The sequence below is a fragment of the Herbaspirillum sp. VT-16-41 genome, from assembly GCF_001994935.1.
GTDB classification, from domain to species: Bacteria; Pseudomonadota; Gammaproteobacteria; order Burkholderiales; family Burkholderiaceae_D; genus Herbaspirillum; species Herbaspirillum frisingense.
Window position 1 is genome coordinate 241,558 of record NZ_MUXB01000095.1, and the last position, 22,455, is coordinate 264,012.

Here is a 22,455-nt window from a genome sequence, read left to right on the forward strand (position 1 = left end):
CGCTACCCGACGGTGCTCATGTGCCCTCGCCGGGTGAGCGCATCAGATGCAGCGCCACCAGCATCGACAATCCCACCAGGACCGCTCCCGCCAGATATACACCCTGCACACCCACCTGGCTGGCCAATGCGCCGGCCAGGGGGCTGGTGACGCCCAGCGACAGATCAAGGAAAGCCACGTAGGCGCCCATGGCCAGGCCACGGGTCTGGGGTGGTGCACGGCGCATCGCCTCCACGCCGAAGCCGGGGAAGGCCAGCGAATAGCCGAAGCCGGTCAGGGCGGCACCGGCATAGGCCAACGCGCTGGCATCAGCCTGCCAGATCAGCAACTGACCCAGGGCTTCGATCAGCACGCAGACCAGTGCCACCCTGGCGCCACCGATGCGATCAGGCAGATGCGCAAACAGCAGGCGGGCGATGATGAAGGCCACGCCGAAGCTGGTGAAGGCCAGCGAAGAATCGCCCCAGCCACGTGCGGCGAACAGCAGCGCGATGAACGCCGTGATGACACCGAATCCGACACTGGACAAGGCCAGCCCCAGTCCAGGTTGCCATACCGCGCCCAACACCTTGTAGAAGGGCGTGCGACGACTGGCGCCGGGTGCCACCGGACGCAGGCCGGCGATGACCGCCAGTGCCAGCAGGGCAATGGCCAGGCTCACCAGGCAGATGCCGGCAAATCCATACACATGGCTGACCGCCACCCCCAGCGGCGCCCCGCAGGCCATGGCGGCATAGATGGCGATACCCAGCCAGGCCATGACCTTGCCGCCATGCTGCGGGCCGACCAGCGCAATGCCCCAGCTCATGGTGCCGGTGATCACCAGGCTCTCGCCCAGGGCCAGCACCACGCGGCCGGCGAGCAGGACCAGCACCGACAGCGCAGGTCGATCCAGCAGGACCAGGGAAGCCAGATAGATCAGCGCCGAAACCGCAGCGGCCATGAAGCCCATGACCACCGCGCGCTTGGCACCGTGCAGGTCGGCCTGGTTGCCGGCCCAGGCACGGGACAACAGGGCTGCCGCGAACTGTGCGCCGACCACCACGCCGACCATGGTGGCATTCATGCCCAGGGCATCCTTCAGGTGCAGGGGCAGTACCGGCAACTGCAGGCCGATGGTGAGAAAGGCGATGAAGACCGCCAGCGTCAGCGGGGCGAGCCTGAGAAAGACGATGAAGGACGCCGCGCCGGGGCTGGCCAGCGGCGTCAGGGAAGCAGGCTTGTCAGCCGGTTTGATAGTCATGGTATGTCCTTGGAGATAGACGAGGTGAGGATGCCTGCCGGGCCTGCACCGTTCCGATTGAAGGTGGCGACCACCCAGGCTAGAATGCGACGAATCCGTCACATCCTGTCGATACGCAGTATGCGATCATTTCGTCAGGTTTTCCATTCGCATTCCCTACGACCACTTCCTGCACCATGCCCAAGCCCCGCCGCCCCCAGATTTCCCTGCGCAAGACGCCGCAGCAGGCCCGCTCGACCGAGCTGGTCGCCGCCATTCTCGAAGCGGCTGTTCAGGTTTTGCTACGCGAGGGGGCGCAACGGTTCACGACCGCGCGGGTGGCCGAGCGGGCCGGTGTGAGCGTGGGATCGGTGTACCAGTATTTCCCCAACAAGGCGGCCATCCTGTTCCGTCTGCAGGCCGACGAATGGCAGCAGACCACCGGGATGGTGCGCCAGTTGCTGCAGGACCAGCGCAAGCCGCCGGCCAGGCGACTGCGGGAACTGGTACATGCCTTCATCCGCAGCGAATTCGAGGAAGCCCAGGTCAGGCTGGCGCTGGCCGATGCGGCGCCGCTCTATCGCGATGCGGTGGAGTCCGAAGCCTTGATCCAGGAGTGGGATGCGATCATCGCCACCTTCATGCGCGAGGCCCTGCCGGGCGTGCCGGCACCGCGACGCAAGCGCGCTGGCGAACTGGTGATGACCACGCTCTGCTCGGTGGGCGAACATCTCTCGCGCAGCGCGCAACAACCCAAGGCCGTCCGCGCCTATGGCGAAGCCATGGCCGACATGTTCTGTGCGTATCTGGAGAGCCTGCAGGTGCGTTGATCAGCCCTTGCGCTTGCGTGGCGCTGCGGTCGAGGCGCGCTCCACCAGTTGCGGCGTGGCGGTCACCCGCATCACCGGCGAAGGGCTACGGCGCTCGATCAGCGCCAGCAGCAGATCGATGGACATGCGCGCCGCCTCCTCGGTCGGCACTGCCACCGTGGTCAAGGCCGGACGCGAGACCCGCGCCCACTGGATATCGGTGATGCCGGTGACGGAAATGTCACGCGGCACGTTCAGCCCGAGATCGGCGATGGCATTCATCGCACCCAGTGCCGGCAAGTCATTGCTGGCAAAGATGGCGGTCACCTGTGGATGTTCCTTGAGCAATTCCATGGTGGCGCGATAGCCGGCCTCGACGGTGTCGTTGATGTAACGGGTGCGCTGCAGCGGGTGCTTGTGACCGGCCTGCGCGCAGGCGCTGGAAAATCCGCGATAGCGTTCGGCATGGATGCCGCTCTTCTTGCTGCCCACCAGCGCGGCGAAACACTGGTGACCCAGCCCCAGCAGATGACGCGCAGCGATTGCGCCGGCCTCATGGAAGTCCACTGCGATGCAGGGCAGCTCCGGCGGCGCATCGGGCTTTTCCCACATGCACAGCACGACCGGTGCACCGCGCTGTTCGGTCTTGCGCAGCTCATCCATGGGCAGGTTGGCATTCATGATCAGCACACCATCGGACAAGGTGCCGGCGATCTGGTCGAGATAGGCGCGGCCAATATCGGGATCGTCATTGGTGTTGCAGACGATCAGGAAGCGGCCACGATCACGCGCGGCACGTTCGGCGGCCAGGGCGAACTCGGGATAGAAGGGGTTGGCGATGCTGGAGACCACCAGCGCCAGCGTCGGCGCCCGTCCCTCGGCCAGTGCGCGCGCTGTCAGGTGCGGCCGATAGCCGAGCTGGGCAACTGCGTCCAGCACACGCTGGCGCGTCTGCTCGCCGACCTTGCCGCGCTGGCGCAGGACGTTGGAGACGGTGGCCGAGGTGACACCGGCCAGACGGGCGACTTCGGATAAGGTGGTCATGGCTGCATGGAGTTGGAAGCCCTCGCATTCAATCCGCTTATGTCGGGCTTGTCAACGCAGTCCACCATCACGGCGCGTGCCGATAGCGCGACAGCTGACAATTTCCTGTCGGCCTGCGGTTACAGGATTGTTGTTGCAGGGCCGATTCAAGATGGGTATGATCGACCAAAATTATTTGCCACCACCAAGGCGGCAACACGATCAGAACAACGACGTGGAGACAACCCCGATTGCACACAGGAAACTCAGGCGATCTTTTTTTTGGATAGTTTGATTAAGCGCTTAACCTTAGGCTCGACCTGACGTCCGCCCTGCCCTTGCGGCGTCCTGCCCTGCAATCCATTTCTGTAAGGAAGACGTGATGGCCAGCATCAGCTTGCGTGCAGCACAAAAAGCCTACGGCGATGCGCCGCCGGTGATCCGCAATGTGGACCTCGACATTGGCGAGCATGAATTCTGTGTCTTCCTCGGCCCTTCCGGCTGTGGCAAGTCGACCCTGCTGCGGGTGATCGCGGGGCTGGAAGACCTCTCCTCCGGTGATCTCTTCATCGGTGGGCGCCGTGTCAACGATGTGCCGTCGGCACAGCGCTCGGTGGCCATGGTGTTCCAGAGCTATGCGCTGTTCCCGCACATGACGGTGTTCGAGAACATGAGCTTCGGGCTGACCCTGGCCAAGCTGCCCAAGGCCGAGATCGAGCAGAAGGTGCGCGAGGCCGCACGCATCCTGCAGCTGGAAGAACTGCTGCAGCGCAAGCCCAAGGAATTGTCGGGGGGCCAGCGCCAGCGGGTGGCGATCGGACGTGCCATCGTGCGACGTCCGGGCGTGTTCCTGTTCGACGAACCGCTGTCCAACCTGGATGCCACGCTGCGCAGCCAGACCCGCATCGAGATCGCCCGTCTGCACCGCCAGTTCGAACAGGCTAGCGTGGTCTATGTCACGCACGATCAGGTCGAGGCCATGACCCTGGCAGATCGCATCGTGCTGCTGCACGCCGGGGCCGACACGCAGCGCTTCGGCAGCATCGCCCAGGTCGGTACACCCATGGAGCTGTACCACCATCCGCGTAACCGCTTCGTGGCCGGCTTCATCGGTTCACCGCGCATGAACTTCCTGCCGGTGCAGGTGGTCGGCGTGCAGGACCAGGGCATCCTGGTGCGCCTGACCAGCAGCGACGAGACCGTGCTGGTGGCCGCACAGGGCGCCGTACAGCCGGGCCAGATGCTGACGCTGGGCGTGCGTCCCGAACATATGGAGATCGGCCATGGCAGCCCTGGTGGCCAGCAGAGCCAGTACGGCATCACCCGTGAGGTGGTGTTGGTGGAACGCCTGGGCGAGCAGACCTACGTGCATCTGGATGAGCCAGCCGGCCAGCCTCTGGTCGCCAAGGCGGCGGGGGATGCCCACATCGCCCGTGGCGAACGTCTGCGCGTCTCGGTGTCTCCCGACTGCACCTATCTCTTCGACCAGGACGGCGTGGCGCTGGCGCGCAGGCAGCCCGCTCCCGGTCTGGCTGCGGCGGCCTGAACCACGGGCTGCGGCCGCGACCACCGCCGCACCTCTCCTTCCACGCTTCACTACCGCTAAGGAATCACGACCATGTCGTTACGATTGGGAGTCTGTTACTACCCTGAACATTGGCCCGAGGCCATGTGGGAAAGCGATGCGCAACGCATGCAGGCGCTGGGCATCAAGCAGGTGCGCATCGGCGAATTTGCCTGGAGCCGCATCGAACCGTCGCCGGGTGACCTGCACTGGGACTGGCTGGACCGCGCCATCGACGTGCTGGCCCGGCATGGTCTGGAGGTGGTGATGTGCACCCCGACTGCGACGCCCCCCAAGTGGCTCATCGACCGCCATGACGATGTGCTGGCAGTCGATGCCCAGGGTCGCGAGCGCGCCTTCGGTTCGCGACGTCACTATGATTTCTCGTCCGACTCCTATTACGAAGAATCACAACGCATCGTGCGCCTGCTGGGCGAGCGCTATGGCCAACACCCGGCCGTGACCGCCTGGCAACTGGACAACGAATATGGCTGCCACCAGACCGTGGTTAGCTATTCTCCGTCGGCGCAGCGCCGCTTCCGCCAGTGGCTGCGCCAGCGCTACGGCAGCATCGATGCGCTCAACAGCGCGTGGGGTACGGTGTTCTGGAGCATGGAATATCGCAGCTTCGATGAGATCGATGCGCCCATCGGCACGGTGACCGAAGCCCATCCTTCCCATCGCCTGGACTACCGCCGCTTCGCCTCCGACGAGGTGGTGCGCTACAACCGCATGCAGGTCGAGATTTTACGTCCGCTCTCGCCGGGTCGCTTGATGGTGCACAACTTCATGCAGATGTTCCTGGAGTTCGATCACTATCCGGTCGCGGCCGACCTGGACGTGGCCACCTGGGATAGCTATCCGCTGGGCGCGCTGGAGGTGATGTGGTTCGACCAGGACACCAAGGCGCGCTGGCTGCGCACCGGCCATCCGGATTTCGCCAGCTTCAACCATGACCTCTATCGCGGCATGTCGATCCAGCCCTTCTGGGTGATGGAGCAGCAGCCGGGGCCGGTGAACTGGGCACATTGGAACCCGCATCCGCTGCCGGGCATGGTGCGCCTGTGGAGCTGGGAAGCCTTCGCCCACGGTGCCGGCTGTGTCTCCTACTTCCGCTGGCGCCAGTGCCCGTTCGCGCAGGAACAGATGCATGCCGGCCTGAACCGTCCCGACAATCGCCTCGACGTGGGCGGCTCGGAGGCCGAGCGCGTGGCGCAGGAAATCCTCGCGGTCGAAGCCAGCCATGGTGCGCTGGCACAGCCACGCGGCAAGGTGGCGCTACTCTTCGACTACGACGCCAAGTGGCTCTTCGAAATCCATTTCCAGGGTATCGACTTCGAATATGCGCACTTCGCCTTCGACTATTACGCCACCCTGCGTGCGCTGGGGCTGGATGTGGACATCGTGCCGCTGCACGCGAACCTCGATGGCTACGCCATGATCGTGGTACCGCCGCTGCCCATCGTGCCGGACAACCTGCCGGATCGCATCGCGAAAAGCGGCGCGCAGGTGGTGTTCGGCCCGCGCAGCGGTTCCAAGACCGGCTCGCTGCAGATTCCCGACACGCTGCCGCCGGGACCGCTGCAGGAGTTGCTACCGATGCGCGTCTGGCGTGTGGAATCGATGCGTCCCAACGTCAGCGAGCCGGTGCAATGGGGTAGCGAACAAGGACAGGGCCGCTACTGGCGCGACCTGATCGAAGCCGATGGTGATGGTCTGCAGACCATCGCCCGCTTCGGGGATGGCCATCCCGCCATCGTGCGCAAGGAACGGGCCCATTATCTGGCCGGCATCTTCGATGCCGACCTGACCATGCGCTATTTCGAAGAGGTCGCACGCGCCGCCGGGTTGACACCCCAGCGTCTGCCGGAAGGCCTGCGCCTGCAGCAGCGCGGCGGCCTGCAATTCGCGTTCAACTACAGCGATGCACCGATACAGCTGCCGCAGGCCGATAACGCGCAATTCCTGGTGGGACAGGCCCGCCTGGAACCGCAGGGCGTGGCGATCTATCGCAGCAGCAAACCCGATTAGGCAGGACGCCGGCCTCACTCTGGAAGAACGCACGGCAGCCACGGCTGCCGCGCACAAGCAGGCAAGAGACCTGCGCAAGATGGGCAAAGAACCTGGCAGAACTGAAAAAGAAGTTGCGGAGGTCGGTCACAGCATCGACAACGCAGCTGTTTTGAAACCAACATTCGGAGACGACAATGAACAAGATGATTCGCATGACCGTGATCGCCGGCTGCCTGGCCGCATCCGCCTGGAGCAGCGCCGCCCTGGCCGGCACCCTGGCCGTCAACATCGCCTACAAGGGGGCGGTCCAGCGCGCGGTATGGCAATCGACGATGGATGAATTCAAGAAGGCCAACCCGGACGTGGACATCAAGGCTTCCTTCATCGAGGAAGAAGCGTACAAGGTGCAATTGCCGGGCTGGCTGTCGACCCAGGCGCCGGACATCATCAACTGGCACAACGGCGAGCGCATGGCCTTCTACGCCAGCCGCGGCCTGCTGGAAGACCTGAGCGAAGACTGGAAGAAGAACGGCTGGGACAGCACCTATGCTTCCACCAAGGAAGCCTCGTCCTGGCAGGGCAAGCAGTATTCGGCACCGACCGTGTACTACTCCTGGGGCATGTTCTACCGCAAGGACCTGTTCAAGAAGGTCGGCATCGCCAGCGAACCCAAGACCTGGGATGAATTCCTGGAAGCCTGCAAGAAACTCAAGGCCGCCGGCATCGCTCCGGTCGCCGTCGGTGGTCGCGACGCCTGGACCCTGGCCGGCTGGTTCGATTACCTCGACCTGCGCATCAACGGCAATGCCTTCCACCAGCAGCTGATGGCCGGCGACGTGGCCTACACCGACCCTCGGGTGAAAAAGGCCTATACCGCCTGGAAGAGCCTGATCGACAACAAGGTCTTCATCGACAACGCCCTGTCCTACGACCTGGACGGCGCCCAGCCCTTCCTGTTCCAAGGCAAGGCCGCCATGATGCTCATGGGCACCTTCATCGCCAAGGGCTTCCCGGCCAAGCTGGCACCGGAGATGGGTTACTTCCAGTTCCCCATCATCGATGCCGCCGTGCCGACGGCCGAGGAAGGTCCGACCGAATCGATCCACATCCCGGCCAAGGCACGCAACAAGGCCGATGCGCACCGCTTCATCGCCTTCGTGGGAACACCCGCCATCAGTGCCAAGCTGGCCGAGGGCCTGGGATCGCTGCCGGCCAACAGCAAGTCGCCGGCACCGGCCGACCCGATCTCGCGCATCGGCTTCGAGATCCTGTCCAATGCCAAGGGCGGCATCTCGCAGTTCTATGATCGCGACATGACCAAGGAAATGGCCGATGAAGGCATGAAGGGCATGCAGAAGTTCGTCAGCGATCCGAACAAGCTCGATGATGTCCTCAACGATCTGGAACAGGCCCGCAAGCGCATCTACAAGAAGTCCTGATCGCCAGCAGGACAAGTAGTGACTCACCCGGGCCATCGCCGTCGCTGACAGCGGCGGCGATGGCCCGCAGAAATTGAAGGAGACCCTGCCATGCTAGCGCCCACTTCCGCCGCGCAGCCGCCTGCGACCGATGCAACGGCCACATCTGCCACATCTGCGGTATCAGCCACCCCGGCCAGCAGCCCGCAGCGCAGCGCCGCCCGTCGCAACCGTGCCGCCTTCTGGTTCCTGGCGCCGGCCTGCGTGATGACGCTGGTCTATGTGCTCTACCCGATCCTGTACACCATCTATCTCAGCTTCTTCAGCTGGGATGGCATGACCGATCCCAGGTTCGTCGGCCTGGCCAACTACGTCGAACTGTTCCACGCGCCGACCTTCTACACGGCGCTCAAGAACAATGTGCTATGGCTGCTGATGTTCCTGCTGGCGCCGCCCATGGGCCTGGCCATCGCGCTCTACCTGAACCAGAAGATGCGTGGCATGCGCGTGGTGAAGTCGCTGTTCTTCGCGCCCTTCGTGCTCTCGGGGGTGGTGGTGGGACTGATCTACAGCTGGTTCTATGATCCCAGCTTCGGCCTGCTGTCGCTGATCCTGGGCCAAGGCGTACCGGTGCTGGGTGACGCCCGCTACGCCACCTTCGGCATCATCTTCGCGGCGCTGTGGCCGCAGACTGCCTATTGCATGATCCTCTATCTCACCGGGCTGACGGCACTGAACCACGACCAGGTGGAAGCGGCGCGCATGGAAGGCGCCAAGGGCTGGAGCATGCTGCGCTACGTGATCCTGCCGCAGCTGCGCTCGACCACCTTCATGGCCTTCGTGGTCAGCATCATCGGCGCGTTGCGCAGCTTCGACCTGATCTCGGTGATGACCAGCGGCGGCCCCTACGAGAGTTCGACCGTGCTGGCGTACTACGCCTACGACCAGGCCATCAAGTATTACCGCCAGGGTTACTCGGCCGCGGTGGCAGTGACGCTGTTCGCCATCATGCTGGTCTACATCATCTACCAACTGCGCCGCATGCTGCGCGCCGAACGCTAACGAAGAAAAGAGGGATCGCCATGTTTCCCATGCCGATAGAAAAATGGAAGCCGCTCAACCGGGCGCTGTACCGTATCTCGGTGCCGGTGGCCCTGCTGATCTGGCTGCTGCCGATGCTGACCGCGCTGGTGACCTCGGTGCGCTCCAACGATGAACTGATGGCCGGCAACTACTGGGGTTGGCCGCAGGACTTCGCCATGCTGGAGAACTACCGCGAAGCGCTGACCGCCTCGCCCATGCTGCATTACTTCTGGAATAGCTGCCTGATCACCATTCCCTCGGTGATCGGCGCGATCTCGCTGGCGGCGATGGCCGGCTTTGCGCTGTCGACCTACCAGTTCCGGGGCAATACGGTGCTCTTCGCCACCTTCGTGGCCTGCAACTTCGTGCCGCAACAGATCCTGATGATCCCGGTGCGGGACCTGTCGCTGTCGCTGGGCCTGTTCAACACCATCACCGGGATGATGCTGTTCCACATCGCCATGCAGACCGGCTTCTGCACGCTGTTCCTGCGCAATTTCATCAAGCAGCTGCCCTTCGAGATGATCGAGGCGGCACGCATCGAAGGCGCCAGCGAGTGGACCGTGTTCTACCGCATCGTGCTGCCGCTGATCCGGCCCGCGCTGGCGGCACTGGCAGTGCTGGTCTTCACCTTCGTCTGGAACGATTACTTCTGGGCGCTGGTGCTGACCCAGGGGGACGACGTGGCGCCCATCACGGTGGGCGTGGCGGCCCTGCGCGGACAGTGGACCACCGCCTGGAACCTGGTCTCGGCCGGTTCCATCCTGGCGGCGTTGCCCTCGGTGATCCTGTTCTTCGTGATGCAGAAGCAATTCGTGGCCGGCCTCACCTTCGGGGCCAGCAAGGGCTGAGCCCGCTGCGCCTATTGGGCGGCAGCAGGTGCCGCCGCCACCTCGGGCGCCTCGCTCTTGGGTGCTGGCGGCGGGATATCGGTGTGGACCATCACCACTGTACATTCGCGAGCGACCACGCCGGCCTTGGTCAGCATGGCCCCCTTGCCATTGAAGATCTTGGCATTGCCCATGAACACGCCATCGATCCGGAACACCCAGGAGCTGCCCGGCTTTTCCAGACGATAGCCCATGCCGTTGAGGGTCAATGAGTCGCCCGAGATGGTGCCGGAGAGGACTTCCTCGGCGATCTTGTTGCGACGTCGTAGCAGCACACGGTTGCCATCGACCTCGGCGTTGAAATTGGCCTGGTAGGGCTTGCTGTCGTTGATGGTGCGGTTGACGTCGCAGGACATGACGGCCCGCCATCGTCCGGCCGCCGGTGTCATGCCGGCCATGCCAGCAGGGAGAGGCGTTCCCGGCATGGCGCCCAGCACACTACCGAGGGTGACCGTGACCGCGTCCGGATAATCGAAACCTGCGCCACTGTTGCGGTCAATGGCATAACCGATGATGCCCCCTGCCAGGATATTGCCCCAGACATTGGTATTGGCTTTGGAGACCACGTTCTGCTGGCCCACCACACCATCCTTGGCGCATTCCACCAGTAGGTCGGCGGTGCTCTTCTTGATGGCGACGCTGCCTGGCGTCCTGACATACCACTTGCCGGCATCGTTGCTCAGCGTGCAGGTGGCGCCGGAAACGATCTGGCTGCCTTGCGTGGCCTGGACCGAAATGGGTTGCGTCTGCGTGCCCGTGATGGAGGCACAACCGCCCAGCAGCAATGCTGCAAGGCATACCAGCATTCTCAACATGGATTCCCCGATTCTCTTCTGTCCGCTTGCGCGAATTGTTGTTGTCGTTGGCGATGGCCGACTGCGGCTGCCATCTGGCGAGAATATAGCCGAGCTGTTTGCCGCCTGACTGACGAAGAACTGACGAATCCCTGACAGGGGAGAAATTTATTTCAACTGAAATGCGGGCGTCGCATTTTGACATCCGGGCATGACCGGACCGGCGCAAGATGACTCCATCGACACAGCAATCCGCCACCACAAGGAGCCCATCATGCACACCACCACCCTGCGCCTGGCCGTCTTCATCGGTACGATGAGCATCGCGTTCGAAGCCCACGCCGGTCGCGGCGGGGCGATGCTGATGAAGGACCTGACCCGGCTGTTCAGCCACCTGTTCCAGCAGTACGTGGGCGGTTGACGAGAGAATGGGATAGGGAAGGGAGGGGAGCGCCCGCTGGGTGCTCCCGCCCTGTCCGTTCAGGGCTTGGCCGCCGCCTGCTGGGGCGGTACCTCGATGCCCACGCCCATGGCCTGGAACAGGGTGGCGGTATCGCTCATGCGGCTGGCCGTGGCACGCACCTCGCCCAGCCTGGCATTGAGATACTGGCGCTCGCCTGCGCGTGCAGCACTGGCCGGGTAGGCGCCCAGCTGGGCGCGTCGCTGGGCATTGCGCCAGCCCTGCTCGCTGGCCGCGCGCGCCGCCGTGGAGGCTTGCAGGGCATCAGCATCCTGGGTCAGCGCCACCAGGCTATCGGCCACGTTCTGGAAGGCATTCAACACGGTCTGGCGATAATTGGCCTCGGCCGCGAGATAGGCCTCCTTGGAAGCGTCACGCCGGGCGCTGAGGGCGCCGCCGTGGAACAGCGGCTGCGTCAACGAAGCCCCCAGTCCCCACACCGCACCCGCCCCACTGGTCGCCTTGGCCCAGGAAAAACCGGACTGGCCGAAGGAGGCGCTGATGGACAGACTGGGGAACATCTCGGCCGTGGCCAGCGCCTGCTCGGCGGCAGCCACCTTCAATGCGGCGTCGGCAGCCAGGATATCGGGCCGCTGGCGCAGCAGTTCCGAAGGCAAGGCCATCGGCACTTCGCCGGGTAGTTGCAGGCGGGTGATATCCAGGTCGGCCGGCGCAGCGTCCGGGGTGCGTCCCATCAACACCGCCAGCGCATGGCGCGAGGCCTGCCACTGCGCTTTCATGGCGGGCAGGCTGGCGCGCAGCGACTGCGCGCTGGCCTGCGCCGACAGCAACTCATCCTGTGACACCGCACCCAGCGCCAGCCGGCGCTGCATCTCCTCGACATCGGCATCGGCCAGCGCCACCAGGCGTTCGGTATGCATCACCTGCGCGTGCAGGGAAGCCGCATTGATGGCCGTGATCACTACATTGGCCGCCACCGAGCGGCGTGCCGCGTCGAACTGGTAGGACTGCGCATCCACCTGGGCTGCAGCCGCCGAGTTGGCGAAGCGCTCCACGCCAAACAGGTCGAAGGTATAGCTGGCGCGAATCTGGCCGGCGAAGACGTTGTACAGGTTGGTGGTCGGCCCCAGATTGGGCAGCCCCAGGGCGCGCTGGCGCTGGGCCTGGCCGACCGCATCGATGGTTGGCCACAGCGATTCATCGATCTGGGCGCGTAACTGCAGGCGGGCGGCGGCCAGATTGCGATCAGCCTGGGCCAACGAATGGTTGCTGCGCAGGGCCTCCTCCACCCATGCGGAGAGTTCCGGCGAGCCATAGGCACGCCACCACTGCGGCACGGCGCGCTGGCCGAGCACGAATTTCTGACGCGCCTCCTGCGGCCCCAGGGTGGCGGGTGTGGCATCGACGGCGTAGTGGGCCGGCTGGGGCGAGGCCGGTGCCTCGCCGGTCGGACCCAGGGCGCAACCGGAGACCAGCAGCGCTGCGGCCAGCGCCAGGGTGCGCGGGGCGGGGGAAAAACGGACGGCGCTCATCAGTGGCTCCCTTGCGCGGCGTTGTCGCGATGATGGGTTTCATCCGGCTTGACCCGGTAGCACAGCGCATACAGGGCCGGCAGGTAGAACAGGGTCAGGATGGTGGCGATGGTGATGCCGCCCATAAGGGCGGTGGCCATCGGGCCGAAGAAGTTGCTGCGCAATAGCGGGATCAGCGCCAGCACGGCAGCGGCCGCAGTCAGCGTGATCGGGCGGAAGCGACGCACGGTGGCACCGACGATGGCGTCGAAGCGGCCACGGCCGGCAGCGATGTCCTGCTCGATCTGGTCCACCAGGATCACCGAGTTGCGCATGATGATGCCCAGCATGGCGATGGTCCCCAACATGGCGACGAAGCCGAAGGGCTGGCCGAACAGCAGCAACGCACCGACCACGCCGATCAGACCCAGCGGGGCGGTCATCACCACCATCAGGGTACGGCCGAAGCTTTGCAGCTGCACCATCAGCAACAGCAGTACGGCGATGAACATCAGCGGCATCTGCGCCGAGATCGAGGACTGTGCCTTGGCGTTTTCTTCCACCGGGCCGCCGACGTCGATACGGTAGCCCACCGGCAGCTCGGCGCGCAGCGCGTCGAGTTTCTGGTTGACATCGTTGGTCACGTCGATACCCTGCACTCCTGCTCGCACATCGGCCAGCACGGTGATGGTGGGCTGGCGGTTGCGTTCCCAGATGACGCCGTATTCCAGCGTGTTGTGGAACTTGCCCAGGGTCGCCAGCGGCACCGGGCCGTTAGGGGTGGGCATGGACAGCGTGGCCAGGCGCGAGGGGTCGACGCGTTCGCTGCGCGGGGCGCGCAGATCGACGCTGATGAGCTTGTCGCGCTCGCGGTACTGGGTGATGGTGTAGCCCGACAGTTGCATAGCCAGGAAGTTGGAAATCTGCTGGCTGCTCAGGCCCAGCTCACCGGCGCGTTTCTGGTCGATCTCGAAGGAGACCGAACGCTGCGCCGGTTCATCCCAGTCGAACTGGATGTTGGTCGCACGGGTCTCCTTGCGCATTTCGGCGGCAACCTGTTCGGCGATGGCGCGCACCTTGGGAATCTGCTCGCCACTGATGCGGAACTGCACCGGGAAGCCTACCGGCGGACCGTTTTCCAGGCGCGTCATGCGGGTACGCACACCGCTGAGCTGCTTGCGCAACGGCTCTTCCAGCGCCTTTGCCAGGGCTTCCCGATCTTCCACCGACTTGGCGGTGACCACGAACTGGGCAAAGTTGGGGCTGGCCAGTTGCTGGTCCAGCGGCAGGTAGAAGCGCGGTGCACCGACACCGACGAAGCTGATGTAGTGATCGATCTGCGGCCGGTCCTTGAGCAGGGCTTCCATGCGGATGGCTTCACGCTGGGTGGCCTCGAAGGAGGCGCGCTCGGGCAGGTGCATGTCGATCAGCAGTTCGGGCCGGTCGGAGCTGGGGAAGAACTGTTGCGGTACCAGCGCGAAGGCGGCCAGCGAACCGATGAAGAGCAAGGTGGTGGCGATCACCACGCGGCCTCGGAAGGCCACGCACCAGGACACCGAGCGCCGCAGCAGGGTGTAGATGCGAGTCTGGTAGATGGGGTGATCGTGGTCTTCCTCGTCATGGCCGGCATGTGGATTGGCGGCGATCTGTTCATCGGTGAGCGCGCCCGGCTTTTCCTTGAGCATGTGGTAGCCCAGCAGCGGGATCAGCACCACCGCCGCCAGCCACGACAGCAGCAGCGCGATGGCCGAGACTTCGAAGATGGAACGGGTGTATTCGCCGGTTCCGGACTTGGCCAGGGCGATCGGCAGGAAGCCGGCCACCGTCACCAGGGTGCCGGTGAGCATCGGGAAGGCGGTACTGGTATAGGCGAAGGCGGCGGCGCGGCGGCGGTTCCAGCCCTGCTCTAGCTTCACCGCCATCATCTCGACGGCGATGATGGCGTCATCCACCAGCAGGCCCAGGGCCAGCACCAGGGTGCCCAGCGAGACCTTGTGCAGGCCGATGTCGAACATGTACATGAACAGCGAGGTCACTGCCAGCACGATGGGAATCGAGATCACCACCACCATGCCGGTACGGATGCCCAGCGAGACCAGGCTCACCACCAGCACGATGGCGACAGCCTCGGCCACGGCTTCGAGGAAATCGTCGACCGATTTTTCCACGGCGTGCGGCATGCTGGAGACCGCCGTCAGGGTCAGGCCGGCCGGCAGGCGCTTGCGCAATTCTTCGGTACGCGCATCCAGGGCCTTGCCCAGGCGGATGACGTCGCCACCGGGCTGCATGGTCACGCCGATGCCCAGCACCGGCTGGCCGTTGGCGCGCATTTCCTGTTCCTGGGGTTCGTCGTAGCCACGGTGGATGGTGGCGATGTCACCCAGCCGGAAATTGCGGTTGTTGAGGTGGATGACCTTGTCTTCCAGTGCCCGCAGGTTGTCGAACTGGCCGGTAGGACGCACATAGACGCGGTCGTTGCCGGTGGTGATCAGGCCGCCCGGCACCACGGCGTTCTGGCCGCCGATGGCATCGGCCAGTTGCTGCGGGCTGATGCCCAGGCGCGTCATGCGGGCATTGCCGATGTCGATGTAGATGTGTTCCTGGCGCTCGCCGAAGTAATCGATCTTGGCCACGCCCGGCACGTGCAGCAGTTCGCCGCGCAACTGGTCGGCATAGTCGCGCAGTTGTGCGGGCGTGAAGCCGTCGCCGGCCAGTGCATAGATGTTGGTGTAGACGTCGCCGAATTCGTCATTGAAGTAAGGTCCCTTGACGCCTTGCGGCAGGGTGGCGGCGACGTCGCCGACCTTCTTGCGCACCTGGTACCAGGTCTGCGGCACCTGCGAAGCGGGCGCGGTGTCCTTGATGGTGAAGAACAGCTGCGACTGGCCGGCACGGGAATAGCTGCGCAGGAAGTCCACATCCGGCGTTTCCTGCAGCTTGCGGGCGATGCGGTCGGTAATCTGCTCCTGTACCTGGCGCGCGGTGGCACCGGGCCAGTCGGTCTGGATCACCATGACCTTGAAGGTGAAGGGCGGGTCTTCGGACTGCGAGAGCCGGTTGTAGGAGCCCATGCCCAGCAGCGTCACCAGCGCCAGGATGAAGGTCACCAGCGCCTGGTGCTGCAGCGTCCAGGCGGAGAGATTGAAACGGCCGGGCGCGCTCATAGGGCGAAGTCCTCGGCGTGCAGCGGGGCGACCGGCTTGACCTTCTCGCCAGCAGTCAGGGTATGGACGCCCTGCACCACCACCTTGTCAGCCGCGGCCACGCCCTGCGACAGAGAAATGCTGCGCTCGCCATAGGCCGATACGGTCACCGGGCGAAGTTCCAGCTTGCCTTCGGCGCCGACGATCCAGACCGCCGGCTTGCCGCCTTGATGGAACAGCGCAGTCGCCGGCAGCAGCAATACCTTGGCCTGGCCGGAGGGGACGTCAGGCGTGATCACCACATCCCCGGTCATGCCCAGGCGCACGCTGGCGTCGGGTCGTTCCAGGGTGACCTTGACGCGGTAGGTGCGGCTCTGCAGGTCGGCGGCGGGACTGACTTCGCGCACCTTGCCCTTGAAGGTCTTGCCCGGCAACGCGGCCAGGGTGACGGTAGCGGGCTGGCCAGGTTGCAGGCCGGCCAGCTGGCGGTCGGCGACATCGGTCACCACATCCACGGCGCCCGACCAGGCCAGCGAATAGACCGGCTGGCCAGGGTTGAGCACGTCACCGGTATTGGCCTGTTCGGCGCTGATGACGCCGTCATGCTGGGCCACCAGGGTGGTGTAGTCGCGCTGGTTGCCGGCCACCGAGGCACGTGCCTGGGCCGCCTGGAACTGCGCCAGTGCAGCGGCGCGGGCATCCTGGCTCTGTTCCAGTTGCTGGGCGCTGATCAGCTGTTCGCGGGCCTGGGCGGTATCGCGCTGCAACTGTTTCTCGGCGGCGTCCAGGTGCTGGCGTGCCGAGGCCAGTTCGGCGCGGGCGGAGGCGGCATTCTGATCGGCATCCGACGGGTCCAGGCGCGCCAGCACCTGGCCCTTGCGCACCACGTCGCCCAGGTGCACGCGACGCTCCACCAGCTGGCCGGCGACACGGAAGGACATCGAGGTCACATAGCGCGACTGCACCTCGGCCGGGAGATGCAAAGGCTGTCCGCCGTCCCGTTCCTGCGGCTGCAGGATCACCACTTCGCGCGGGGCGTCGGCCACCGGCGCCGGCTTGCTGCAGGCCGACAGGGTCAGCACCAGGGCCGCCGCGGCCAGACCGAGCGGTACGCGCCGGGGTAGAGACAGAGGCAGAGGAAGGACACGGGGACGCGGATCGGGCTTCACAGCTTTCCTTTCAAGAAGGTAGGGTCGGATCGCCGGGCGCTCCGCATCCTCGAGGGTGGTCTTTACAAAAGTTCAGCGATTCTAATGCAGATCTGAATTCAGATGCAATCCTGTATTTGAATACAACAGTGTTAGAATCCTGCCCCATGACACGCGAACCAAGCCCACCACGCCAACGACTGAGCCGCGAACAAAGTCGCGAGCAGACCCGCGCAAGGCTGCTGGAGGCGGCGCACGCGGTCTTCATGCAAAAGGGATATGCGCTTACCAGCGTGGAGGATATCAGCACGGCGGCGGGCTACTCGCGGGGCGCGTTCTATTCCAACTTCGACGACAAGACCGAGCTGTTCTTCGAGTTGCTCCGGCGGGAAGGCGAGAGCATCGACCGTGGCTTCCAGCGACTGCTCGATGGCGCAGTGACCGATCCCGATGCCCTGCGCGACGCACTGGCCGAGCAGTATTCGGCGCTCTATCGCGACGACAAGTGCAGCCTGCTGTGGATGGAGGCGCGCATCGTGGCCCTGCGCGACGAGAAGTTCCGCCTGCAGCTCGATGTCTACCTGGAAGAGCGTTACCGCCAGATCACCTGTTTCGTGCAGGCCTATTGCGACCTGACCGGGGTCACCCCCGCCGCACCGGCGCGCGAGATCGCCATCGGCCTGATGGCGCTGTGCGAGGGCGTCAGTTTCTCCTACCGCTGCGTGCCGCACATCGTAGACGGCAAGACTGCCGAGTCGGTACTTGCGTGGTTCATGAAAGCCTCCGTGGCGGTGACCGCCACCACGGCCGCTCCATCCGCTGTCGCTGCAAAGAAGCCGCCCCGTCCCCGCAAGAAAGCAGCAGCGGCCGGCGACTAGCGCGCCGTCGCTGTCGACGCCATTGGCTCCGCGCCTTGCGCGAACACCCTCATCGCTCCTTCCCCATCAGCAATCTGGCCGCGTCGTCGGCGATGACCTGTTCCTCATTGGTCGGGATCACCAGCACCCGCAGGCGACTGGCCTGGCTGCTGATGCATTCCAGATGCTGTTCATTGGCGGCCGGGTCCAGCCTGATGCCCAGCCAGGCAAGCCGGCGACAGATGGCGGCGCGCATGCGGGCATCATGCTCGCCGATGCCGGCGGTGAAGACCAGTGCATCCATGCCGCCCAGGGTGGTGGCCAGCCGTGCCGCCTCGCCGGCGCAGCGCAGCGCGAACAGCTCCAATGCTTCACGGGCCGGGATGGCCTGGCTCTGCTGCAGCGTGCGCACATCGGCGCTCAAGCCGGATACCCCCAGCAGGCCGCTCTGGTGATACAGCAGGTCTTCCAGCGCGGCCGGGGTCATCCCCTGCTGCAACAGGTACAGCAACACGCCGGGATCAAGCGCGCCGCAACGCGTGCCCATGGGGACGCCTTCCAGCGTGGAAAAGCCGGTGCTGGCATCGACACTACGACCGTTCTGGAGCGCACACAGACTGGCGCCATTGCCCAAGTGCGCGACCACCACGTTGCCGTGTGCCTCGGGCAGGCCGCGCCGACGCAGCTCATCGGCGATATAGCTGTAGGAAATACCGTGGAAGCCGTAACGCAGCACACCTTCGTCATGCAGCTTGCGTGGCAGGGCAAAGCGGCGCGCCAGCGCATCCTGGGTGGCGTGGAAGGCAGTGTCGAAGGTGGCGGTCTGCGGCAACCCGGGACGCAAACGCTCGATGGCGCGGATCAGCCGCAGGTTCTGGGGCTGATGCAAGGGGGCCAGCGGCGCCAGGGCTTCCAGCGCGGCTTCGATGGCGGGGTCCAGCAGCACCGGGCGCGACAGGTGCAGGCCGCCATGCACCACGCGGTGCCCGACCGCGCACAGGGCGCCCTGCTCATGGCCGACTTCCAGCTGGTGCAGCACTTCTTCGAGCACCTTGTCCATCGACGCTACCGGGTCGGCCTTGATCTCGATGGCCGAACGTATGCCATCGATCTCCAGACGCAATTGCAGCGGCGTCAGGTGCAGGTCCAGTTGCCCCTGCCCGATCTTGGTGGCGCGGGCCTGGTCGAGGCGAAACACGCCCAGCTTGATCGAAGACGAGCCTGCATTGAAGGTGAGCAGCCAGCGGTTCATGCGTCCTCCTGAGGGGATACCTGCACGGCGGCCCGTGCCGCCACCAGCCGGGCCAGCGCGGACGATGCCAGGCGCACCCGCAGGCTGTCGGCGCGACTGGTGAGAATCACGGGCACGCGTGCGCCCAGCACCAGGCCTGCGGCATCGGCTTGCGCCAGGTAGATCAGTTGCTTGGCCAGCATGTTGCCGGCCTCCAGGTCCGGCACCAGCAGGATGTCCACACTGCCGGCCACCGGTGAGGCTATCCCCTTGATGGTGGCGGCCTCCAGGCTGATGGCATTGTCAAAGGCCAGCGGGCCATCCACCAGCGCGCCGGTGATCTGGTGGCGCGTCGCCATCACCGTCAGCGCGGCGGCATCCAGCGTGGAGGGCATGGCTGGATTAACGGTCTCCACCGCCGCCAGCACCGCCACATGGGGACGCGGCACGCCCATCACGTGCAGCAGGTCGATGGCGTTCTGGCAGATGTCGCGCTTGTGCGCCAGCGTGGGTGCGATGTTGATGGCGGCGTCGGTGATGACCAGCGGTTTGGGATAGGTGGGGATGGTCATCGCATACACGTGGCTGATGCGGCGTTCGGTACGCAGACCGGAGCCGGCGGCGACGACCGCGCCCAGCAATTCATCGCTGTGCAGGCTGCCCTTCATCAGGGCGCCCACCCTGCCCTGCACGGCCAGCTCGACGGCGCGGGCAGCAGCCGCATGGCTGTGCTCGACTGCTTCGATTGGCAAACCCTGCAGCGACAGGCCGGCCTGCTCGGCGATGCGACGTATCCTGGCTTCGGGGCCGACCAGCATTGGCTCGAGCAGGCCTTCATCACGCGCTTCCAGCGCCCCTTGCAAGGCCTCGACCGAACAGGGATGGACCACGGCGACCCGCATGGGCCGGGCACCGAGGGCGTCGCGGATGAGTTGGTCGTAGCGCTGCGCAGGCGAGGCCTGGGCGGGTGGGAACATGGCATTCTCCGGGAGGCGATGACGAGACACTGGGCTTGTTGTGTCGCAGAATATCCGCCCCGGGATGGGAGCGGCGCCCTGATCGGACAAAGCTTGATCTGCTTCAAGTTTGTCAGCGCCGCGTCATCACGGCGCATGGAGCCACAGGGGGATTGGGCGCCTACACCTGCGCCAGGGCACTGACCATGCGGCGCGCCTGGTCCGCCGGCATCGGGCGGGAGAAATAGAAACCCTGCATGGCATGGCACTGCAGGGCTTGCAGGGTGCGCAGGTCGTCCTCGCTCTCGACGCCCTCGGCCACCACCTGGAAGCCGAAAGACCCCGACAACTGCAGCACCGCGGCCACCAGCGCCTGGTTTTCGGTCTGATCGGTCAGGCCGGTGACAAAGCTGCGGTCGATCTTCACGCGCGATACGCGCATCTGGCGCAGGAAGCCCAGCGAGGAATAACCCACGCCAAAGTCATCGATGGCGATGCTCACGCCCTGCATCGCCAGCGCCACCAGGCTCTGGCTGGCGGCCTGCAGGTCCAGGGCGGTTTCTTCGGTGATCTCGATTTCCAGCATCCGGGCCGGCAGCTGGCGCGACTTCAGCATCTCCGTCACCAGTTCATCGACGCTGATGCGCTCCATCTCCCGTGGAGAAATGTTCATCGATACCCGCAGGTCCGGGCGGCCGCTGGCCTGCAGGAAGGCGATCATGGCCCCGGTCTCGCCGATGATGAAGCGCAGCAACTCCTCCGACAGGCCGGCCAGCGCGGCGATCTCGATCAGGTCGGGCGGCGCGATGGCGCCGTGGCGCGGATGGCGCCAGCGCAGCAGGGCTTCGAAGCCATCCAGGGTGCGACCATCATGCTGGATGATGGGCTGGAACCAGACCTCCAGCTGGCGGCGTGCCAGGGCATCGGCCAGGTCGCGCTCGACGTCGCGCTTCATCTGCAGGTGTGCGTTGAGGTCGTCGTTGAACACATGGAACTGGTTGCGACCACGGCGCTTGGCCTCGTACATGGCGGCATCGGAGCAGACCAGCATCTCGTTGATGTCATCGCTGCGGGTGATGGTGATGCCCAGGCTCAGGCCGATGTGCCGGTGCGCCAGACGGGCGAAGGGCTGGCGGATGGCAGCGATGAGCCGCCGGGCCAGCTGTTCCGGCGGTTCAGCCTGCGGCGCCAGCGGGTACAGGATCACGAACTCGTCGCCCCCCAGGCGTGCCAGCGTGGCGGTCTCGGGCACGCTGGCCTGCAGCCGCCGTGCCACCTCGACCAGCACCTGGTCGCCGGCATCGTGGCCGTAGGCATCGTTGATCACCTTGAAGCCATCCAGGTCGAGGAACATCATGCACAAGGCATGCTCCTGCCGCGCCACCATGCGCGGCGCCACTTCCATGAAACCGGCGCGGCCCAGCAGACCGGTCAGCAGGTCATGCCCGGCCTGATATTGCATCTTCTGTGCGAAGCGGTGCAGGTCCTGGTGAGCCACTTCCAGCGCCTGCTTGGCGGTGGTGGCCTCGTTCTTCAGCGCGCTGGCGTGCGAGACCAGGCCCTCGCTGACCTTGGAGCCCCGGATCAGCGCGGCCAGGTAGAGCAGCACCGCTGCGGCCAGTGCCATGCGGGTGGCGCTGGTCTCGATGGTGGCCAGGCAGAAGATGATGGACAGCAGCGGCGGCGTGATGAAGCAGATCGGAATGCGAGCAAATGCGAAGCCGTGGGTCACCGCGCCGGCCGTGATGCCGCATACGCAGGTGAGATAGAAAAGAGTCTCGGGCGTGGTATAGCCTGCGCACAGCAGCGGGACGCCGGCCCACACGATGCCCGACATCAGGGCCAGGGTGCAGTGCAGTCGGAGGTTGAGTTCGGTGACGCGATCGCCATCGCCGACAGTGCGCGCAGCCAGGAAAGGCAGCGCCGCTGCCAGACGCTCCACCGGGATGCGGCAGGCCAGGATGCGCAACACATTGACCAGCCCCGAGCAGGCCAGCCAGATCAGGGCGATGGAGACCTTGCCCGAGCGCCAGGCCACGAAGGTCGAGATCACACCCAGCAGCATGTTGACCGGCATGGACAGCAGCACGGTCTGGCGCAGCGCCATGAGCTGATCGGAACGGATCAGTTGCCGCAGGGACACGGCATGGGCCGGGTCAGTGTAAGAGGCTTGCGAGTTCTGCTGGTGTGACATGGTGTTCCTGTTGCGTCCTGGAATTGCCGCCTGACAAGGCTGGTCCGGCATGACCACCGGATGGGAAGCATAGTACGCGAGCCGGACCGTATTATCCAAGCGACAAGAAGAATTCTCATCAAAACCTGCCCCGGTTGCGTTGCATCAACGAGGCATTTGCCCAAAACGGACAAGCTGG

General features: G+C 65.1%; 18 protein-coding genes. 9 read left to right on the forward strand and 9 right to left on the reverse strand.

The genetic code is table 11. The annotated features are described in order from the left end of the window. Positions 1–16 precede the first annotated feature (16 nt). Positions 17–1,243 carry an arabinose transporter gene (locus tag BTM36_RS08040; protein WP_077235842.1) on the reverse strand — a complete coding sequence of 409 codons (1,227 nt, stop codon included), beginning with the start codon at positions 1,241–1,243 and terminating at the stop codon, positions 17–19. 176 nt (positions 1,244–1,419) lie between these two features. Here BTM36_RS08040 and BTM36_RS08045 point away from each other — a divergent pair, with 176 nt between their 5' ends. After that, positions 1,420–2,052: a TetR family transcriptional regulator gene (locus tag BTM36_RS08045; RefSeq protein ID WP_077235843.1), complete on the forward strand. Its 633-nt coding sequence runs from the start codon at positions 1,420–1,422 to the stop codon at positions 2,050–2,052. Here BTM36_RS08045 and BTM36_RS08050 read toward each other — a convergent pair whose 3' ends face one another. Next, the gene (locus BTM36_RS08050) at positions 2,053–3,075 is read right to left on the reverse strand and encodes a LacI family DNA-binding transcriptional regulator (RefSeq protein ID WP_006464091.1); all 1,023 of its coding nucleotides are present in this window, start codon (positions 3,073–3,075) and stop codon (positions 2,053–2,055) included. Positions 3,076–3,081: 6 nt separating this feature from the next. Here BTM36_RS08050 and BTM36_RS27705 point away from each other — a divergent pair, with 6 nt between their 5' ends. The 6 genes from BTM36_RS27705 to BTM36_RS08075 all read left to right on the forward strand — a co-directional run bounded on the left by BTM36_RS27705 (position 3,082) and on the right by BTM36_RS08075 (position 9,983). Further along, the gene (locus BTM36_RS27705; RefSeq protein WP_139347099.1) at positions 3,082–3,378 is read left to right on the forward strand and encodes a hypothetical protein; all 297 of its coding nucleotides are present in this window, start codon (positions 3,082–3,084) and stop codon (positions 3,376–3,378) included. A gap of 58 nt (positions 3,379–3,436) precedes the next feature. Then, entirely contained in the window at positions 3,437–4,600 is a 1,164-nt protein-coding gene (locus BTM36_RS08055) for an ABC transporter ATP-binding protein (RefSeq protein ID WP_077235844.1), read from the forward strand. 72 nt (positions 4,601–4,672) lie between these two features. Next, positions 4,673–6,649 (forward strand): beta-galactosidase, encoded by a 1,977-nt coding sequence (locus BTM36_RS08060; protein ID WP_077235845.1) that lies wholly within the window; start codon positions 4,673–4,675, stop codon positions 6,647–6,649. A 176-nt stretch (positions 6,650–6,825) separates the two neighbouring features. After that, entirely contained in the window at positions 6,826–8,070 is a 1,245-nt protein-coding gene (locus BTM36_RS08065) for an ABC transporter substrate-binding protein (protein WP_077235846.1), read from the forward strand. 90 nt (positions 8,071–8,160) lie between these two features. Further along, on the forward strand, positions 8,161–9,111 hold the full coding sequence (locus tag BTM36_RS08070) for a carbohydrate ABC transporter permease (RefSeq protein ID WP_077235847.1): 951 nt from the start codon (positions 8,161–8,163) through the stop codon (positions 9,109–9,111). A 20-nt stretch (positions 9,112–9,131) separates the two neighbouring features. Next, complete coding sequence (locus BTM36_RS08075) at positions 9,132–9,983, forward strand: carbohydrate ABC transporter permease (protein WP_077235848.1); 852 nt, start codon at positions 9,132–9,134, stop codon at positions 9,981–9,983. 11 nt (positions 9,984–9,994) lie between these two features. Here BTM36_RS08075 and BTM36_RS28950 read toward each other — a convergent pair whose 3' ends face one another. Continuing rightward, positions 9,995–10,837 (reverse strand): hypothetical protein, encoded by an 843-nt coding sequence (locus BTM36_RS28950; protein ID WP_254426960.1) that lies wholly within the window; start codon positions 10,835–10,837, stop codon positions 9,995–9,997. A gap of 253 nt (positions 10,838–11,090) precedes the next feature. Here BTM36_RS28950 and BTM36_RS28290 point away from each other — a divergent pair, with 253 nt between their 5' ends. Continuing rightward, positions 11,091–11,237: a hypothetical protein gene (locus BTM36_RS28290; protein WP_158243296.1), complete on the forward strand. Its 147-nt coding sequence runs from the start codon at positions 11,091–11,093 to the stop codon at positions 11,235–11,237. Positions 11,238–11,296: 59 nt separating this feature from the next. Here BTM36_RS28290 and BTM36_RS08095 read toward each other — a convergent pair whose 3' ends face one another. Genes BTM36_RS08095 through BTM36_RS08105 form a run of 3 tightly spaced genes read right to left on the reverse strand, consistent with a single transcriptional unit; the run spans position 11,297 to position 16,991 of the window. Further along, a complete protein-coding gene (locus BTM36_RS08095) occupies positions 11,297–12,769 on the reverse strand; it encodes an efflux transporter outer membrane subunit (RefSeq protein WP_077235851.1) in 1,473 nt (490 codons plus the stop codon). After that, entirely contained in the window at positions 12,769–15,912 is a 3,144-nt protein-coding gene (locus BTM36_RS08100; protein ID WP_077235852.1) for an efflux RND transporter permease subunit, read from the reverse strand. Before BTM36_RS08100 ends, BTM36_RS08095 begins: the two co-directional genes overlap by 1 nt. Further along, positions 15,909–16,991, reverse strand: a complete 1,083-nt coding sequence (locus BTM36_RS08105) for an efflux RND transporter periplasmic adaptor subunit (RefSeq protein WP_139347105.1) — start codon at positions 16,989–16,991, stop codon at positions 15,909–15,911. The genes BTM36_RS08100 and BTM36_RS08105 overlap by 4 nt, the downstream gene beginning before the upstream one ends. A gap of 215 nt (positions 16,992–17,206) precedes the next feature. Between BTM36_RS08105 and BTM36_RS08110 the strand changes: the two genes are divergently transcribed. After that, positions 17,207–17,917, forward strand: coding sequence for a TetR/AcrR family transcriptional regulator (locus BTM36_RS08110; RefSeq protein ID WP_077235853.1), 711 nt, complete (start codon positions 17,207–17,209; stop codon positions 17,915–17,917). Between the two features lie 49 nt (positions 17,918–17,966). Here BTM36_RS08110 and BTM36_RS08115 read toward each other — a convergent pair whose 3' ends face one another. The 3 genes from BTM36_RS08115 to BTM36_RS08125 all read right to left on the reverse strand — a co-directional run bounded on the left by BTM36_RS08115 (position 17,967) and on the right by BTM36_RS08125 (position 22,277). Next, positions 17,967–19,148, reverse strand: a complete 1,182-nt coding sequence (locus BTM36_RS08115) for an acetate/propionate family kinase (protein ID WP_077235854.1) — start codon at positions 19,146–19,148, stop codon at positions 17,967–17,969. Next, positions 19,145–20,104: a bifunctional enoyl-CoA hydratase/phosphate acetyltransferase gene (locus BTM36_RS08120; RefSeq protein WP_077235855.1), complete on the reverse strand. Its 960-nt coding sequence runs from the start codon at positions 20,102–20,104 to the stop codon at positions 19,145–19,147. Before BTM36_RS08120 ends, BTM36_RS08115 begins: the two co-directional genes overlap by 4 nt. A gap of 160 nt (positions 20,105–20,264) precedes the next feature. Further along, a complete protein-coding gene (locus BTM36_RS08125; protein WP_077235856.1) occupies positions 20,265–22,277 on the reverse strand; it encodes a bifunctional diguanylate cyclase/phosphodiesterase in 2,013 nt (670 codons plus the stop codon). Positions 22,278–22,455: the final 178 nt, after the last annotated feature.

Coding starts and splice junctions, on each gene's coding strand:
- BTM36_RS08040 (WP_077235842.1), bottom strand. CDS start 1,243: ATGACTATCAAACCGGCTGACAAGCCTGCTTCCCTGACGCCGCTGGCC.
- BTM36_RS08045 (WP_077235843.1), top strand. CDS start 1,420: ATGCCCAAGCCCCGCCGCCCCCAGATTTCCCTGCGCAAGACGCCGCAG.
- BTM36_RS08050 (WP_006464091.1), bottom strand. CDS start 3,075: ATGACCACCTTATCCGAAGTCGCCCGTCTGGCCGGTGTCACCTCGGCC.
- BTM36_RS27705 (WP_139347099.1), top strand. CDS start 3,082: ATGGAGTTGGAAGCCCTCGCATTCAATCCGCTTATGTCGGGCTTGTCA.
- BTM36_RS08055 (WP_077235844.1), top strand. CDS start 3,437: ATGGCCAGCATCAGCTTGCGTGCAGCACAAAAAGCCTACGGCGATGCG.
- BTM36_RS08060 (WP_077235845.1), top strand. CDS start 4,673: ATGTCGTTACGATTGGGAGTCTGTTACTACCCTGAACATTGGCCCGAG.
- BTM36_RS08065 (WP_077235846.1), top strand. CDS start 6,826: ATGAACAAGATGATTCGCATGACCGTGATCGCCGGCTGCCTGGCCGCA.
- BTM36_RS08070 (WP_077235847.1), top strand. CDS start 8,161: ATGCTAGCGCCCACTTCCGCCGCGCAGCCGCCTGCGACCGATGCAACG.
- BTM36_RS08075 (WP_077235848.1), top strand. CDS start 9,132: ATGTTTCCCATGCCGATAGAAAAATGGAAGCCGCTCAACCGGGCGCTG.
- BTM36_RS28950 (WP_254426960.1), bottom strand. CDS start 10,837: ATGTTGAGAATGCTGGTATGCCTTGCAGCATTGCTGCTGGGCGGTTGT.
- BTM36_RS28290 (WP_158243296.1), top strand. CDS start 11,091: ATGCACACCACCACCCTGCGCCTGGCCGTCTTCATCGGTACGATGAGC.
- BTM36_RS08095 (WP_077235851.1), bottom strand. CDS start 12,769: ATGAGCGCCGTCCGTTTTTCCCCCGCCCCGCGCACCCTGGCGCTGGCC.
- BTM36_RS08100 (WP_077235852.1), bottom strand. CDS start 15,912: ATGAGCGCGCCCGGCCGTTTCAATCTCTCCGCCTGGACGCTGCAGCAC.
- BTM36_RS08110 (WP_077235853.1), top strand. CDS start 17,207: ATGACACGCGAACCAAGCCCACCACGCCAACGACTGAGCCGCGAACAA.
- BTM36_RS08115 (WP_077235854.1), bottom strand. CDS start 19,148: ATGAACCGCTGGCTGCTCACCTTCAATGCAGGCTCGTCTTCGATCAAG.
- BTM36_RS08120 (WP_077235855.1), bottom strand. CDS start 20,104: ATGTTCCCACCCGCCCAGGCCTCGCCTGCGCAGCGCTACGACCAACTC.
- BTM36_RS08125 (WP_077235856.1), bottom strand. CDS start 22,277: ATGTCACACCAGCAGAACTCGCAAGCCTCTTACACTGACCCGGCCCAT.